The sequence below is a fragment of the Anaerobacillus sp. MEB173 genome (assembly GCF_052119505.1).
Taxonomy (GTDB): domain Bacteria; phylum Bacillota; class Bacilli; order Bacillales; family JBJMAU01; genus JBJMAU01.
The window spans coordinates 28,485-45,257 of the sequence record NZ_JBJMAU010000006.1 but is presented as its reverse complement, the minus strand read 5'-3'; the positions used below and the strand labels follow the sequence as shown (position 1 = coordinate 45,257).

The following is a 16,773-nucleotide window of genomic DNA, read 5'->3' as shown; positions in this document are numbered from 1 at the left end:
TAGCTCTTATTGTCCTATTGCCATTGTATATAATATAACCTTTTACCATGAAACAGTCACTAATGGAATGCACATTCCGAGAGTTTTTTGAAAATTTCCCTAATAAAAATACAGTTTAACTGATTGTACTATACTAATCTAGTTTAGTTTTTGTATAATTTTATAACTCGTCTATATAATAGCATAGAAACGTCTACAGTACAGTTGAGAAAAGGTTACAATAAGAATACAGAATGTAGTTCAAGAGTCACAGTTTCAGATTTTTGAAAAAGTGGTGTAAACTATTCAATTATAAAAATGATTCGTTCTTACCTTTACGCTTATGTCCATCAAGGTCTTTAATTTATAAAAAAATTATTTAATCCAAGACGAGCACTCGGCTAATCGATTTGAGGAGGTTTTAATTTTGTTAACATCATACTATACTGTCAAAGGCTACGGTGAGCATGAAATCACAATTCAAAAGTCACGTTTCATCGCATATGTTGAGCGTGCGACAACCGAAGAAGAAGCACAGCAATTTATTGAAAAAATAAAAAAGCAGCATTGGAATGCTACTCATAACTGCTCCGCCTATTTAATCGGTGAGCATGACCAAATTCAAAAAGCCAACGATGACGGAGAGCCAAGTGGCACAGCCGGTGTTCCCATCTTAGAAGTATTAAAAAAACGTCATCTAAAAGATACCGTTGTTGTCATCACCCGTTACTTCGGCGGAATCAAGCTCGGTGCCGGCGGCTTAATCCGCGCTTACGGCAGCGCTACAAGTGAAGGGTTAAATGCGACTGGTATCGTCGAACGAAAACTCATGCAACAAATCCATACAACGATCGATTACACCTGGCTCGGAAAAATCGAAAATGAACTCCGCTCCTCCCACTATCAGCTTAAAGAAATCAACTACCTCGACCAAGTCGAAGTCATTACCTATGTCGCAAGCGGTGAGGAAGAACAATTTACCGAGTGGATGACGAATTTGACGAACGGACAAGCGGAGATAGCACTGGGTGCAGAGGAGTATTTGGAGATGGAGATTTAATTAATAATTTAGAGTTTAGAGTGTAGAGTGTAGAGTGTAGAGTTGGTTACGTTAGTTCAAAGGGGTTATTAAAAAGTGAAGGGGAATTCCATTGTGGAATTCCTCTTTTCATATAAATCAAATTACAAACTTCTGGTTTAAAGGTTTTAACTCTAAACTCTACACTCTAAACTAAAAAATGCTTCCCTTTTTCTACTTATTTACGAATCTAGTTCTTTATTGTAGAATTATAGGATGTAGGTAGATAGACTGCATGATTTTAATAGAAGAGGAGAAACGATGATGTCTCATTCACGTTTAGAGCGTAAGGTGCAAAAGCAACGTCGATTTCGTAAATTCAAGCGGATACTGATAACATTCGGACTGCTCTGTTTTATCTTTTTAGGCGGAGGGGCCGGGTATTTCACCTATAAAGCTGCCAATATTACATCAGGCGCCAGCCAAGAGCTTGAGCGCGGGGAAAAATCAGAAAAACGAGTTCAGGCTGTTAGTCCAAGTAAAGATAATATATCCATTCTCTTTCTAGGTGTCGATGACCGTGATGAAACATTATCCGGCCGTACCGATGCGATGATCCTGGCAACGTTCAACAAAGAAGAGAATACAATTAAAATGCTTAGTATTCCACGAGATTCAAGAGTTGAAATTGTCGGACGTGATCGTTACGACAAAATTAACCATGCTCACGCTTTTGGCGGTCTTGATATGACGGTCGATACGGTGGAAAATCTGTTTGATATTCCAGTTGATTACTATGCAAAATTGAATTTCCAAGCGTTTATTGAAATCGTTGATTCCCTTGACGGAATCGAAATTGATGTTCCGTTTACATTCTCAGAAATGGATAGCTCTGATAATCAAGGTGCGATTACTTTATATGAAGGAACACAGTTATTAAATGGTGAGGAAGCTCTCGCCTATGCAAGGATGCGTAAATTGGATCCAACAGGTGATATCGGCCGCGGTGAGCGTCAGCAGGAAATTATCGCAGCGATCATCAGAAAAGGTGCTTCAATCTCATCCATTACAAAATATGATGATGTATTAGATAGTATCGGAAATCACTTAGCAACAAACCTGAGCTTCGGTAACATCCTTTCACTACACTCATACGCAAGCTCACTAACCAATATCGAATCACTAACACTCGAAGGCATTAACGGAAGAATAAACGGTATTTACTACTACGAGCTTAACGAAACAAATGTAAATGAAATATCCACAGAGCTTAAAGAACATTTGGGAATTCAAGATTAATTTAGAATTGAGAATTGAGAATTAAGAATTAATCGATAGTTAATCAGGGAAGTCTTTCGAGGCATCCCTGATTTTTTTGTAGGTTTTTAATTCTAAATTCTACATTCTAAATTCTAAATTTAAAACAAAAAGCAAGTTGCCCATAAATGGCAACTTGCTTTTTGTTTTATGATGAAACTTTCTTCGTCGTTAATACTCTCTTTAAGAAATTGATCATTGGGCGGTAGCTTGTGCTTACGAGGCCTACTCGTTCGGCGATCAGTTCGAGAACGATGAGCAGGAAGCTGATGATTAATAATGCACCCCACAATGTTGTTTGTGTTAGGACAACTGCCGATAAACCGAAGAATGCACTAATCGCATAGATCACTAATACTGTGGAACGGTGTGAAAAACCTAAACGTAGTAAGCAGTGATGCAAATGTGATTTATCTGGTGCTGATAACGGCTTTTTATTCACAATACGACGGATAATCGCAAAGAATGTATCTGAAATTGGTACAGCCAGAATAATGACTGGAATAACTAACGAGAATAATGCTACGTTTTTAAATCCTAACAGGGAAATAACAGCAAGCATATACCCTAAGAACAATGCACCTGTATCACCCATAAAGATCTTTGCCGGGTTAAAGTTGAATACCAGGAATCCTAGTGTACTTCCTAAAAGGATGACTCCAAGAGCAACAATGAACATATTCCCATCAATTAAGGCAATTCCTGTAATTGTCATTAAGACGATTGATGAAACACCTGCAGCCAGACCGTCTAGTCCGTCAATCAAGTTGATGGCATTCGTGATTCCTACAATCCAAAGTAATGTAATCGGAATCCCAAACCAGCCAAAGTGCAGAACGCCATTAAACGGAAGGTTGATAAATTCAACTTGAACTCCGCCATAAATGACAACACCAGCAGCCAAAATTTGACCAAGCAGTTTCCACTTTGCTGATATTTCGAGCATATCATCCAATACTCCGGTTAGAATAATGATGAAACTCCCGATGAGAATATAAGGCATATAAGGACTCTCAGGTTGCAGCATGATAAAACCAATTAAAAAGCTAATATAAATTGCCAGACCACCTAGGCGCGGCATTATTTTTTGATGTACTTTACGGTGATTCGGTTGATCTGTTGCCCCGATCTTAATGGCGAACTTCTTTACAAGTGGCGTAATAAGCACAGCCACTAAAAAACAGACCAATAACGTCAATAAGATCATAGTGACACCCCTTAATTATTACCTTATCCAAAAATAAGTTTTATATTTGTATTCGAACACATTTCCAATTTTATGCCCATCTAACTGTAAGCATGTTCCACATTTTCCATAATCAATCGACATAAATACCTAACAAATCGGATTATACCATAATTCTCGCCCACAGGGTATAAAAATAAAATTAAAAGAATGTGTAAAAGGATGGGAGAAACACAATTTAGAATTGAGAATGTAGAATTTAGAATTTAGAATTAAAAGACTAAAAAAATCAGGGATGTCCTGAAAGACCTCCCTGATTTACAAACAAATAATTCTAAATTCTACATTCTAAATTCTAAATTTCCTAACCGCTTCCCCCGCAGTATCTCTAGCCTGCTGTTTTGCTACATCGACATATTGCTTCATCTTCGCTATTTCCTCGCTTTTATTCGCTAGATGTGATGTTGCTGTTTCAAACAGGTCGTTGCTTGTCCAGTTGTCGTGGTCGACGTGACCGATGACTGGCTGGTTGGCGAGGTTGGCAAACGAATCGATTTTGGGATCATAGGAGATCGCGATAAACGGTGTTTCGACCACTGCTGAGAAGATGAGTGCGTGTAGTCTCATTCCAATTAAAAGATCCGTTTTACCGATCAGTGCGATTTTTTCTTCTATAGATAAGTCATGCGGTGCAATGTGTGTTTTTTCCTTCATTATAGATGTGACTTCCTTGGATGTTTCATGATCATGAATGCCGTGCATTGGCACAAGAACAACTTCATTACCGGCTGCTGCGAGCTGATCAAGTGCTGTGGCGATTTTTTGCTTGTACTCGGCTTTGGCATCCCAGTCACGTACAGAAACGGAGATCACTGGTTTTGTGAAGGCTTTGTATTCAAACCATGGTGAAGTTCGATCCTCAAGCTCAATGCCCAGCACTGGATCTGGGACGAGCGAAATCTCTTTTTTTACCCCAATCGTTCGTAAAAATTGCAGCGATTCCTCATCACGTACTGTTAATCCGCTTGCTTTGCTGAGGACAAATTTTGTCAGCTTTTGGTTAAAGCCTTTAGAAATCGGTCCGATTCCCTGGGCGTAGATAAAGAACGGTTTGCCGACCATTTTGGCAATCATCATCACGCCTGTGTAATAGATGACGCTTCGATTTCCTGTTTTGTCCTGCAGTAAGCTGCCTCCCCCGCTGATCAAGCCGTCCGACTCACGAATCGCAGCAATAACCTCTTTCATTTTCCAACGATTGACCGCAGCTACACCGTACGTTTTCTCGGTGTAGGCCGGGTCATTGGAAAGAACGGTAATGTGAATCTTTTCATCAAGGTTTCTAAGTGCAGTAATGATCGAATAGAGAATCGCCTCATCACCGACATTATGAAACCCGTAATATCCTGAGAGTACTACCTTCACGTTACCACCTCGCTTTAATTAAAGGAACAATCTTACCCTCGATTAGATTGTGGACCAAGATGTAGATGACACCGATACCAGCCCCAATGATTGTACTGTATACCGTTCTCAGTACCGAAATAAATAATGGTGTGTGTAAATGTGTAAACGTACTAACCATTGACGATAACGCGATAAAACCAAAGACCATAAAGATCGGTGCATACTTTTTCTTTTTCATTGTCAGGTATAGTCCTAAGAAGAATAACGGGAATCCAATTAAGAATTCTGTTGTTCTCGGTCGGACATAAAAGACATTTTCTAGCATTTGTCTAAAGGCATTTTCGTATGGCAGGGTAACACCTGCATTCCCTGTTCGTGTTACATAATAAAGGAGAATAACTCCTACAATCCCTAGAATGGCAATGTGCCAGTAACGAACAGCATACATTAACACAGTTCTAATGTGGCTTATAAACAAGAGAAACACACCAATCACAATTGGCAGAACTGCTAACGCTTTTACCCCGGTAAAGGCGTTGATTTTCACTAGGAATTCCGTGCCGTATAATAAGCCGACAACGACCCACACACCGATTAACCCAATAGCAATCGCCTTCACATATTGGAGTATCATTTGCTTTACATTGTTAATCTCTCTCACAGATAACACGGCAAATACTGGTGTAACTACAGCTACAAAGAGAGCAATTAACTTCAATAATGCCGTATTTCCTGTGGCAAGCTGTAATAATGCTACAAGAGCTGTACCACCGATCGCGAGCTTCGTTAGTCTCGGTAAAATGATACTTGTCATTAATCCTACAAATGCTGTTGCTCCAAGCAGGACAAGAGCTTTTAATAAAAATGGCTGTTTTAACACATCAAAAGGACCAGCGCTTCCTGGTTGCATCGAGACTGGGTTTTGCGCATGAACAGCTTGGATGAGCTCGGCCGTTCCTTCTAATGTTGCGATCGCCTGCTCTGCACTTTCATAAACCTCATATGAACTTAAAATATTTAAATAGACTGCACGAATATTTCGTTCTTTAAGTCCTCTTGTAATTCGCTCAACATTCACTTGATCTGCAGGATTTGCTTTTCCAAGCTCAATACTGTGCAGACGGACAATTTCGTGATTTTGGAACGTCGATAAGCTTGCCATCCCCTTCTGATCCGCAAATTCAATTGATGTTACTGTGTAGTCATGATGATCGAAGTAGTCGGACATCCTTCTAATCTCATTAACAGCAGGGAATCCAACAACCTCGGTACCTAAGAATAAAATCTTATCCCCATAAGCCCGCAGTTCATTTAACTCATTAAAAATAAAGTCATTTCGGTCATCAATCGAGTTCGGAATTCTTGGGACAATCGCTAAGCCGTGACGAGTAATGTCACTTACAATATTAAAATCAAAACCTAGCGGCAATAAGTTGCTATAACCTTCCTTAATAAAGTAAAATGTTCGATTTTCCCATTCGTAAATCTCTAATTTATCGGAGAACACATCCTGAATATTTTCTAGCATTGGATGGTCTTCATCATGAATCAGTAGAAAGCGGCCATATTCCTCTGGGATCATCAGGCGATCATCTGAAAAGGCTAATAATTCTAAGACGTCCTGCTTTGACAGCATGCTTACTACATTTTGATTACGTAAATCAAGCATTGTTAACGGCTCTAAGCCAATCGAGTGTAGTCCAGCTTCTTTTAACGTTCCATAAACCAAGTCTTTATCGACATTAATATTCGTCATCTCTTGAATGCTTGAGTATGGAACGATGAGTTCATACGTATTATTCCCCATTTCTGTAGTCACTCTGTTATATAAATACGGGGAACTAAGTAGTATTGATAGAATCAATACTGCCAAAAGTCCTTTTCTCATTTTAGGATTTCTTCCTTTCTGTTTCACCTGAGCTGGTGCTGTTTCTCCACCCTTTGGCATTGGTTTTGCTAAAAATTTTCCGATCACTGGAAAATCAATCAACTCTTCTTTCGTTAACCCTTTACATACAAAAATAAGAACAGTATAAATCAATCCGCCCACAGCAATCATAACAGCCACGTACACCAGTGCCATCCATCTTGTCCATTCGTATACCGATGTAAAAAGTAACGGAGCAACGATGACTATCCCCATCACAATACTGGCAAAACTAAAGACTGCTGCTTCACGCGTAACAACCTTAAACGGAATTGCTTTATTGATCATCATTAAGTTTAATCCTGTTAACACCATATACGTAACGAGCGTCGAAATAGCCGCCCCTTCAAGTCCATATAGACGAACGAGGACAATATTTAGCACCACTTTTACAATCGCACTAATCAAAACAATGATTGCTGCCTGATTGGAACGATTCATTCCTTGAAGAATTCCCGTTGTCAAAACGGACATGGATGTAAATAAGGCACTAAATGAAATAATCGCAAGAACCGTATTTCCCTCTAAATCTTTAAAAAGTGCCAAGTTAATCGGCAATGTTAAGGCCACAAGTCCGAGTGCTGCAGGCCATGACGTTAAGTGTGTAAATTTAAGTGCGCGCTCAATAATCCCTTTTGTTTTCGTAATCTCATTTTTCGCCAATGCGGCTGTAATTAATGGAATTAACGGTAAAATCAATGCACTCGCAAACACGACGGCTATTTGAACGAGAGCAAGTCCACGTCCATATATACCATATAAATACGTGATCTCTTCCCCGACATATCCAATCGCTCTAAATTGAAGCGGGATCGTTAACGAGTCAACGATATTTAACAGTGCCATCGTTAATGCCCCGACACAAATTGGAATCGAAAGAATTAAAATCTTTTTACTCCATTGCTTAAATGTTGCAAACTGATATTTTTGTTCAGAACGCGGCCGAACTGCTGAGCGGATAAATAGCCAGCGTAAATAAACAAGCGAGCTTAGCGCTCCGATAGACGAACCGACCATGACCCCAGCGGCGACGATTTCTGAACTGTACTGAAGATAAACTAAATAAAATGCAATAATTAAAATAAGTCCAACTCGAACGAACTGTTCAAGTACTTGTGAAAAAGCAGTTGGCTTCATATTGTCAAAGCCTTGGAAAAATCCCCGGTACACCGCCATATACGGGGCAATTAATAGTGTAAACGAAACGACAATAATCGAATACATCGCATACGTTCCACCTAGAACGTGAGCAATTTGTCCGGAGAAGCTAAACAACAAAACAAAGCTAAGACAGCCAAAGGCAAAGGCAAGAATTCCTGCCGTAACAAAAATATCACGGATATCGCCTTCCTTTTTCGCGACCCTTGCCTCTGAAATTAGCTTTGAAATGGCAATCGGTATGCCCGCAACCGAAATGATTAATATCGCCATATAAACAGGGTAAACTAGTGTAAAAATACCGAGTACTTCATCGCCGGCAATATTTTGCAGCGGAATTCGAAAAATACTTCCTAATATTTTTGACACCAATGTCGCAACCGTAATAAATAAAGCACCTTTTACAAATGTTTGACTCATCGTTGACCCTTAACTTTCTGTTGCATCACTTTTACAACAAAATGAGGCAGAGCTAACATCCGCTTCCACCTTGAAGGCTGCTGTAAAAGTCGGTATAACCATTCAACATTTAATTTTTGCCAAATTTCCGGAGCACGATTCACCGTCCCGGCAAGAACATCGAAGCTTCCGCCTATCCCCATAAATACACCTTTCGTAAAGGTCGGAAAGTACTTATCGATCCATTGTTCTTGTCTTGGAAATCCAAGTGCGACAAACACAAAATCAGGCTGAAGCTCACGGATTTCATTGGCAATGGATTCATCATCCAGTTGGAAGTAGCCATGATGAGAGCCAACAATCTTGACATTCGGGAACTTAGACGCCACTTCCGCTTTTGCTTTCTGCAGCACTTCATCTTTTGCACCTAATAAATAAATCGAGCGACCATGTTCATTGGCCATCGCTAACAGCTTCATAAACATATCAAAACCAGTAACACGTTCTGGCAATTCTTGTCCTAACATTCCAGCCGCTTTCACAACACCAATTCCATCAGCGGTAATATATGTAGCTCGATCAAGAATATCCTTATAGCCTTTGTCCTGATACGCATGAAGAGCAATTTCCGGATTTGCCGTCACAACAAACGCTTTTTCTTCATTATTAATATGAGTCGTTAATCGCTGAACCATCCCATCAAGTGTTGTATTCACAAAATCAACACCTAGTATTGATACCTTATCAAATGACACAAAAATCACCATCTTAGTTCATATTATAGTCCTATCAAATCATATCAAAAATAATGTCGAAATGAAACGGTTTTACTTTTAAGTTTAGAGTGTAGAGTTTAGAGTTTAGAGTTGGTGTGGGGTAGATCATCGTTGAAATTCTTTGTAAAAAATAATAAATATAACATTTTTTTAAAAAACTTCTCGAAGATGCTTTCAAACAACTCTAAACTCTACACTCTAAACTCTAAACTATCTTTTCATTTTTTTACAATATTTTACGCTGGTCTACTTGACAAACAGGTTTTCATTTTATGATATACTACATAATGATGTGAATTTTTATGGGAAGTTTAAGGAGAGAATATTATGCTCACTTATGTTAAAAAGTTAATTGGCGATGAACAGCAACGGCGATTGAAGAAGTATCAGAAGGTTGTTGATCAAGTTAATAAATTAGAGCCAGAAATTGAAAAGCTTTCAGATGAAGAGCTTCGTAATAAAACAGCATTTTTTAAAGAACAGCTTGCGAATGGAAAGTCTGTTGATGATATAAAGGCAGAAGCATTTGCTGTCGTTAGAGAGGCCGCAAAGCGTGTGCTTGGCCAACGTCATTATGATGTTCAGCTTCTAGGAGGCTTGACGTTAAATGACGGTGACATTCCTGAAATGGCGACTGGTGAAGGAAAAACCCTTGTTGCCTCATTACCGAGTTACCTCCGTGCTCTTGAAGGCAAAGGCGTTCATGTTATTACAGTTAATGAGTATTTAGCAAAGCGTGACCGTGATATGATCGGACAAGTTCACGAATTTTTAGGCCTTACAGTCGGATTAAACATCCCTCAAACTTCTCCTGAAGAGAAGCAGGCGGCATATAATGCTGATATTACGTATGGTGTTGGTAATGAGTTTGGTTTCGACTTTTTGAGAGACAACATGGTTTACAATAAAAGTCAGCGTGTTAGACAGCGTCCATACCACTTTGCAATTATCGATGAAATAGACAGTGTCCTTATTGATGAAGCGAAGACACCTCTTATTATTGCGGGGAAGACACCAGTTAACCCTAATTTGTATCATATTTGTGCTAGGCTGGCAAAAAGCTTTAAAGAGGAAAGAGATTATCTTTACGATCGAATTACGAAATCAACAAACTTAACAGATGAAGCCATCACAAAGGTAGAAAGAGCGTTTGGTATTGATAATTTGTACGATTTAGAACATCAAACTCTTTTCCATTTTGTCCTGCAAGCGTTACGGGCACATGTGATGTTCCGTCTTGATGTTGATTACATTGTCAAAAAGGGCGAAATTCAGCTTGTTGATATGTTTACTGGCCGAATTATGGAAGGACGTACATTCAGTGATGGCCTTCACCAAGCACTTGAGGCAAAAGAAGGTCTTCAAATTACTGAAGAGAATAAGGCACAAGCGGTTGTTACAATTCAAAACTATTTCCGGATGTACCCTACTCTTTCAGGAATGACTGGAACAGCTAAGACGGAAGAAAAAGAATTTCAAATGCTCTACGGAATGGATGTTATTCAAATCCCTACGAACAAACCGAAAATTCGTGAAGATTTCGCTGATAACATCTTCAAAACGATTGATCAAAAATATACTGCAGTGACAAAGGAAGTTGAAAAACGTCACAAGACTGGCCAACCAATTTTAGTCGGTACTACTTCGATCATCCAATCTGAAATGGTCGCAGAGTATCTTGATAAAGCAGGCTTATCCTATGAATTACTTAACGCAAAAAGCGTAGAAAATGAAGTCAGATTAATCTCTCAAGCAGGGCAAAAAGGACAAATTACAATCGCAACAAATATGGCTGGACGAGGTACTGACATTAAATTAGGTGAAGGAGTAGCTGAATTAGGCGGACTTCATGTTCTCGGTACTGAACGTCATGAAAGCCGCCGTATTGATAACCAGTTAAAAGGTCGTTCTGGTCGTCAAGGTGACCCTGGTTCTACACAGTTTTTCATTTCAATAGAAGATGAGATGATGCTTCGCTTTGCCAAAGAAGACGTTGAAAAATGGCAGGAAACACTGACAACTGACGAAACTGGACTCATTCAAAATAAAGAAGCCCATGAATTTGTTGACCGTGTACAGCGGATGTGCGAGGATAGTAACTACGCAGCACGTGAATACACATTAAACCTAGATGATATCGTCAATGAGCAACGTAATATTATTTATGATCTTAGAAATAAGGCCGTTGACACTGACAATGTTCTTGAGCATATTTTACCGATGGTGAAATCAAGTACAAATGAGCTCGTTACTCAATATTGCGCTGATGAACTACTTCCTGAAGAATGGAACCTATCTGATCTTACAGCTAACCTAAATCAAATCCTTCTAAACCACGAAGTATCCTTTGAAGGAGTTGAAATTGAAGAGCGTAAGGAAGTTAAAGAACTGGTTGAACAACAAACAGAGCAATACATTGAATTTTTGAAGCAATATAGTGATAACGAAGATGTTCTGTTAAAGGCAAAGCAATTACTGCTTATGACAATTGATACACGCTGGCTATCACATATTGAAGACATGACTCGTTTAAAGGAAGGGATTGGCCTTAGAAGTTACAGTCAAGAAGATCCAATGCGAATTTATCAAAGAGAAAGCTTCGAACTATTCCAAAAAATGTATGCTTCATTAGAGAGACAGGTTAGTGTGCATTTAGCAAATATTATTAAACCAACATTAGAGCAATAATTATAGTTAAGGGGGACCCTGCATGTTATCTTTTTTTAGAAAGAAAGACGGTGAAAAGCCGACACTTGAGGGGAATGAAAGTACAGTACAATCGAAAGAGCTAATTAAAGAGGAAACTGCGACTGAAGAAGAAGAGGTATATACGGAGCTATCGATCCATCCATCATGGAACATTAATAAAGAGGATATGTATGCATTCCAATTTTTAAATCAAGAATGCCCGCCATTACAGCCGAATCAACTATCACTTTATGGAATTAATATCATGAATGAAGGCGACCTTATTCGAGTGAATGCCTTTGTCCGGAACAGTCTTGATAAGGCAATCACTTTAGAGGAAACGTCACTCGTTCTACTTGGCCCTGATGATAAAATTTTAGGCCGTAAAGTATTTCAGCTTTCAGAACTAGGCGAGATCCCGGCAAGAAGCAGCCGCCCTTGGCACTTCTACTTCACTGATAAGGATTTATTTACAACAGAAATTCCTTCTGAAGGCTGGAAGTTAGCCTTCAATCTTACAGCAGAAGCACCAAAGGAACATGCGTTAGATCTTGATCCTAATTGGAAAAAAGCATTATCAAAAGCAGATAAAACAAAATTAAAAGACCTAGTTAAGTCGTTAACTCCACCGAATGCTGGTGAAGTAAACTTCATGGGTCTTCAAGCATCGCAAAAAGAAAACGGCGATCTTCACGTAACAATGCTTATTCGAAACGGAAGCGAGAAAAACGTGAATATCGAACAGCTGCCACTGCACGTTCAGGATGCGACTGGCGAGATCATTGCCAAAGGCGGATTTAAGCTTGAGAACTTCTCAGTCAAAGCAAATACAAGTAAGCCTTGGACATTCATCTATCCAAAGTCACTCGTATTAAAACAAGATCCTGACTTAAGCAGATGGAAAGCCTTCAGCCCGCAAGAATAGATATATAATAAAAAACACTGCAGATTCATTCACTATGAATAACTGCAGTGTTTTTTCTATTTTCTAAACGACTCATCTAACGTACAGACTTCGAAGAACCATCACCAATTCTAAATTATTAATTATTAATTGGTGTTACTTCCCGTAAAACTCCTTAATCCCTTCAACAATCGCCTCTGCGGACTTTTGTCTGAAGTCGTCGGTTTTCATGCGGTTTGCTTCAGCTTCGTTTGTTGTAAATCCGAGTTCGATAAGAACACTTGGCATTTTGGAATTACGGATGACATGAAAGCCTGCTTGTTTTACACCACGGTCATTTGTTCCGAGCTTTGCTAGTAGTTTCTTTTGGATTTTTTCAGCTAGCTGTTTACTTTGCTCACTACTATTTTTTGAATCCCAGTAGGTCTCTGTCCCATTAGCCGCCTTATTTTCAGCTCCATTTGTATGGATGCTTACAAACGCATCAGCTTTTGCTGCCTCACCCACTTTTACACGTTCATCTAATGTTAAAAACACATCAGTCGATCTTGTCATGATAACGTTGAGATCAGTATCTTTTAACAACTTTTGGACGCGTAAGCCGACATCAAGGACAATATCTTTTTCCTGTAATCCAAATGCGACAGCTCCGGGGTCTTTTCCACCATGACCTGGGTCAATGACAATCGTTTTGCTTCCCTGACCTTGGGCAAGAAGTGCAATTGTTAAACTCTCAGTTGTATGGGTAGCGTTAAAGCTAAAGCCCTGTTTTATGTATAGGTTGATTGTCGTACCTGTGCTAGTCTTCGTATATGTTACACGCTCAATTGCTGGATGAGTTCCCGTCCACTCTTCTACTTCTTTAGCAGATGTCTTGATTTCAATTGTGTTTCCAGTTGCAGTATGAGAGCTATTTACTTTACCAATTTTGCTCCAAGTCAGAACGTCACGATTTAGCTGTGGTCCACTTAATAGTGGAGATCTTTCACCATCTTTATACACATCTAAATAATAAGAATGAACAAAGCCAGTATGGTTGCTCGTTTTCACTTTTACCCAATTGCCTTGAATAGCCTCAATAACTACTTGATCACCTTTATTTAGTGTTGTAACAAGACTATGGCTTGTTCCTGCACCTGAGCGTACATTCAGCGTAGTCGATTCTACAATACCAACGAAATTATCTTCCTGAGAAATTTGCGTCGGTGGTGTATTAGGACCTTGCTCACTTTCTACAGCTGTTCGTTGAATCGTAACAGTTTTTGACTTCTGGTCCCAATTAACATTTGCTCCAAACGTTTCAGCAAAAAAACGAAGTGGGATCACCGTATGATTACGAATTATTTTTGGAGCAGGCTTTACATCAATCGTTTGATTATTTACTATTGTCTTTTCTTGATTGATTGTAAAAAGTACTTTCTTACCTCGATCGTTAGCATTCACTTGTTTTAATGACTGATTCCACTTCACATCAATCCCTAACGCCTCGCCTATTGCCCGAAATGGAACAAGAATATGATTGCTTTCCATTGGCGGTTCAATAGCTAATGAGAGTTTATTGCCATTGACAATAATTGTTGTCCCTGTTGATGACTGGTTCGAAGGTGATGACTGCTGTGGAGTTGATTTTCTGACAAAATCAGCATGTACATAAGCAGTGCGGTTGTTATATGAAATTTTTACCCAACTGCCAGACTCCCCAGTAATCGTTACTTTCGCTCCTGAATTCAGCTTCCCAAGAATTTCTGAACTCGTCGAAGCCTCTGCCCGAACGTTAACATTGTTGCTTGTAATCGTCCCCTCTTGCGCAGCACTAGCTGAAACCGGTTGCACGAGAAAAAGCACAAAGAAGACCATAAAAATGCTCGCTATAAATAAGCGATTCTGAGACACAAAAAAACCTCCTTTTTCTCTTATTTTTAACACTACAACACTAGTCTTCGAGATTATTAGACTATTTATGAAAAATATACCATATATTAGACCTTTATTGAACGAAAATGGGGAAAAGGATGGGAAAAAGTCATTTAGTTTAGAGTGTAGAGTGTAGAGTTGGTTGGGGTATTGCTTCGGTGTAACTTGTAAAATCAGTGTGAATAAAATTCAAAAAAGCTCTTAATCTCATAATTTGAGATTAAGAGCTTTTGAGATATAGATAGTTTTTTGGATTTTAGAATTAGATCTACTCGAGAATCTTTTACAACTCTAAACTCTACACTCTAAACTATCACTTAATCGTACTCACAATCTTCGCATCCTTAGAATCCAATTGCCCAAGGTGCTTATCAACACGGTACATGTGGCCGGCGATTTTTTGACCCCAGTATGGATCAGATGCGTAGTTGACGTTTAAGCCGATTCCTTTGTCACCAAGGACTGCGCCGTTGAAGAACCAGCCTCCTTCTGTCATGTAGCGTTGAGATACATAGTTTGCTAGATAATCGATACATTCAGCAAATGTTTTGAATTCCTCAGCATTACGAAGCGGATCGCTGTCTGTTGCACGTATACCGAATAAATTCTTTTTCGTCTGCGCAATTTCACTTAAGCCCCAGTTACTTTCATGAATTGCCTTACCTAATAAATACAGAGCGTTCACATTATACTTTTCCTCTGCTTCTTTAAAGGCATGCCCTAACTCTTTTAACGGACTTTCCGGTTTCATAGCTGCCACATATTCATTTAATTGTTCAGCTGTATAGTTACTTTTCGTTCGAAGTGAGATACGGTTAAAGAATTGAACCTCTTCCCCAACTTTTACCCCATCAGCTGAAAAGTAATTCTTCCCATCCCAGCTATAGTAGTTTGTATTTTCCTTTAAAAACGACGGTGCTGGTCCCATGATATAGCTCACGTATTTTTCTGTTAATGGGTTATAGACATAATGAACGAGTTCATTGTTCACATTGCGATAATAAGAGCGTCCTGTAAGCATTGCTGAAGGCTTTAATTGAACATCATTCTGCTTCACATAACCGATCGTATCTGCGATTTGAACTTTAACCTTGTTTTCATCAGCATCCAGATATCGTAATTCAGTACCTGCTACGACATAAGTAAGCTGCTTCTTCATATCTGCTTCATAAATAATGACGATAAATTGGCCTTGGGGTGGTGCAGCGGCAGCAATACCACCATTCATTTTAACAACGTCCTGTCCTAAGAAAAGCACCTGGTTATCTGCCATTGCGCTGACTGCATCATTGTACGTCATGTATTGCTCTGGCTTAAATGAGACTTGACCAGTACTCGAAACATTGGCGATTTGATAATTAACCACTCTTTCGCCGTTCGTGTCAATGACCGTTAACATACGGTTAATGAATGCTGCAGCATGTGCTCTTGTTGCATTTTGTTTTGGTTCAAACTTGAAATTTCCATTCCCTGCTGGATTCCCACGAATAATACCGAAGTAAGCATTGTGAGCTACTGATTGTCTAAATGACGGAGCAATACTGGTCGTATCTGTAAACGATAGATGCACTGGTGTACGTTTAATGTTTTTGTATTGCAGCGCGCGATCAATCATGACTGCCATTTGCTCTCTGCTAATCTTCTGTTCCGGTTTAAACTCCTGATTCGGATATCCGCCAACAATCCCGGCAGCTGCAGCACGGTAAATGCCATCTGCCAACAGATAATTCTTCGGAACATCGGTAAACTCCACATTTGCTGTACCACTAGGCAATTTCAGCGCTCTCACAAGAAATGTCGCAAATTGCGCTCGGGTCACATCATCATTCGGTGCATAGACACCTTCACGATACCCTTTAATAATTCCTAACTCAATAACTGCTCTCATCTCCTGCTCTAATGAATGCCCCTGCAAATCATCACTGGCGAATACATTCATAGATGGCGAGATTAATAGACCAAGTACAATAAGAAAAAAAAGAAACTTCCGCAACGGAAAACCCTCCTAAATAATAATTTTTTTAGTTATTGTTAATACACCCGTTCATGAAACTTATTCCATAGGATGGTTCTTACTTTATGTATAGTGCAATCTCAAAC

General features: G+C 39.3%; 10 protein-coding genes. 4 read left to right on the top strand and 6 right to left on the bottom strand.

The genetic code is table 11. The features are described 5' to 3' along the window. Window positions 1–406 precede the first annotated feature (406 nt). Complete coding sequence (locus ACJ2A9_RS13610) at window positions 407–1,039, top strand: YigZ family protein (RefSeq protein ID WP_441422219.1); 633 nt, start codon at window positions 407–409, stop codon at window positions 1,037–1,039. Window positions 1,040–1,321: 282 nt separating this feature from the next. After that, the gene (locus ACJ2A9_RS13605) at window positions 1,322–2,296 is read left to right on the top strand and encodes an LCP family glycopolymer transferase (protein ID WP_441422218.1); all 975 of its coding nucleotides are present in this window, start codon (window positions 1,322–1,324) and stop codon (window positions 2,294–2,296) included. Window positions 2,297–2,462: 166 nt separating this feature from the next. On the opposite strand, the gene ACJ2A9_RS13600 is transcribed toward ACJ2A9_RS13605, so the two are convergent. The 4 genes from ACJ2A9_RS13600 to ACJ2A9_RS13585 form a co-directional block, all read right to left on the bottom strand. Further along, window positions 2,463–3,521, bottom strand: coding sequence for a glycosyltransferase family 4 protein (locus ACJ2A9_RS13600; protein ID WP_441422217.1), 1,059 nt, complete (start codon window positions 3,519–3,521; stop codon window positions 2,463–2,465). A gap of 327 nt (window positions 3,522–3,848) precedes the next feature. Next, window positions 3,849–4,925 carry a polysaccharide pyruvyl transferase CsaB gene (gene csaB / locus ACJ2A9_RS13595; protein WP_441422216.1) on the bottom strand — a complete coding sequence of 359 codons (1,077 nt, stop codon included), beginning with the start codon at window positions 4,923–4,925 and terminating at the stop codon, window positions 3,849–3,851. Between the two features lies 1 nt (window position 4,926). Continuing rightward, window positions 4,927–8,412 carry a DUF5693 family protein gene (locus tag ACJ2A9_RS13590; protein WP_441422215.1) on the bottom strand — a complete coding sequence of 1,162 codons (3,486 nt, stop codon included), beginning with the start codon at window positions 8,410–8,412 and terminating at the stop codon, window positions 4,927–4,929. Next, complete coding sequence (locus ACJ2A9_RS13585) at window positions 8,409–9,146, bottom strand: WecB/TagA/CpsF family glycosyltransferase (protein ID WP_441422214.1); 738 nt, start codon at window positions 9,144–9,146, stop codon at window positions 8,409–8,411. The genes ACJ2A9_RS13590 and ACJ2A9_RS13585 overlap by 4 nt, the downstream gene beginning before the upstream one ends. Window positions 9,147–9,494: 348 nt before the next feature. Between ACJ2A9_RS13585 and secA2 the strand changes: the two genes are divergently transcribed. Together secA2 and ACJ2A9_RS13575 are read left to right on the top strand one after the other, a co-directional pair. Continuing rightward, window positions 9,495–11,855: an accessory Sec system translocase SecA2 gene (gene secA2 / locus ACJ2A9_RS13580; protein ID WP_441422213.1), complete on the top strand. Its 2,361-nt coding sequence runs from the start codon at window positions 9,495–9,497 to the stop codon at window positions 11,853–11,855. A gap of 22 nt (window positions 11,856–11,877) precedes the next feature. Further along, the gene (locus ACJ2A9_RS13575; protein ID WP_441422212.1) at window positions 11,878–12,780 is read left to right on the top strand and encodes an accessory Sec system S-layer assembly protein; all 903 of its coding nucleotides are present in this window, start codon (window positions 11,878–11,880) and stop codon (window positions 12,778–12,780) included. A gap of 135 nt (window positions 12,781–12,915) precedes the next feature. Here the strand turns inward: ACJ2A9_RS13575 and ACJ2A9_RS13570 are convergent, their stop codons facing one another. Together ACJ2A9_RS13570 and ACJ2A9_RS13565 are read right to left on the bottom strand one after the other, a co-directional pair. After that, entirely contained in the window at window positions 12,916–14,652 is a 1,737-nt protein-coding gene (locus ACJ2A9_RS13570; protein ID WP_441422211.1) for an N-acetylmuramoyl-L-alanine amidase, read from the bottom strand. 334 nt (window positions 14,653–14,986) lie between these two features. Continuing rightward, a complete protein-coding gene (locus ACJ2A9_RS13565; protein ID WP_441422210.1) occupies window positions 14,987–16,666 on the bottom strand; it encodes an S-layer homology domain-containing protein in 1,680 nt (559 codons plus the stop codon). Window positions 16,667–16,773 lie beyond the last annotated feature (107 nt).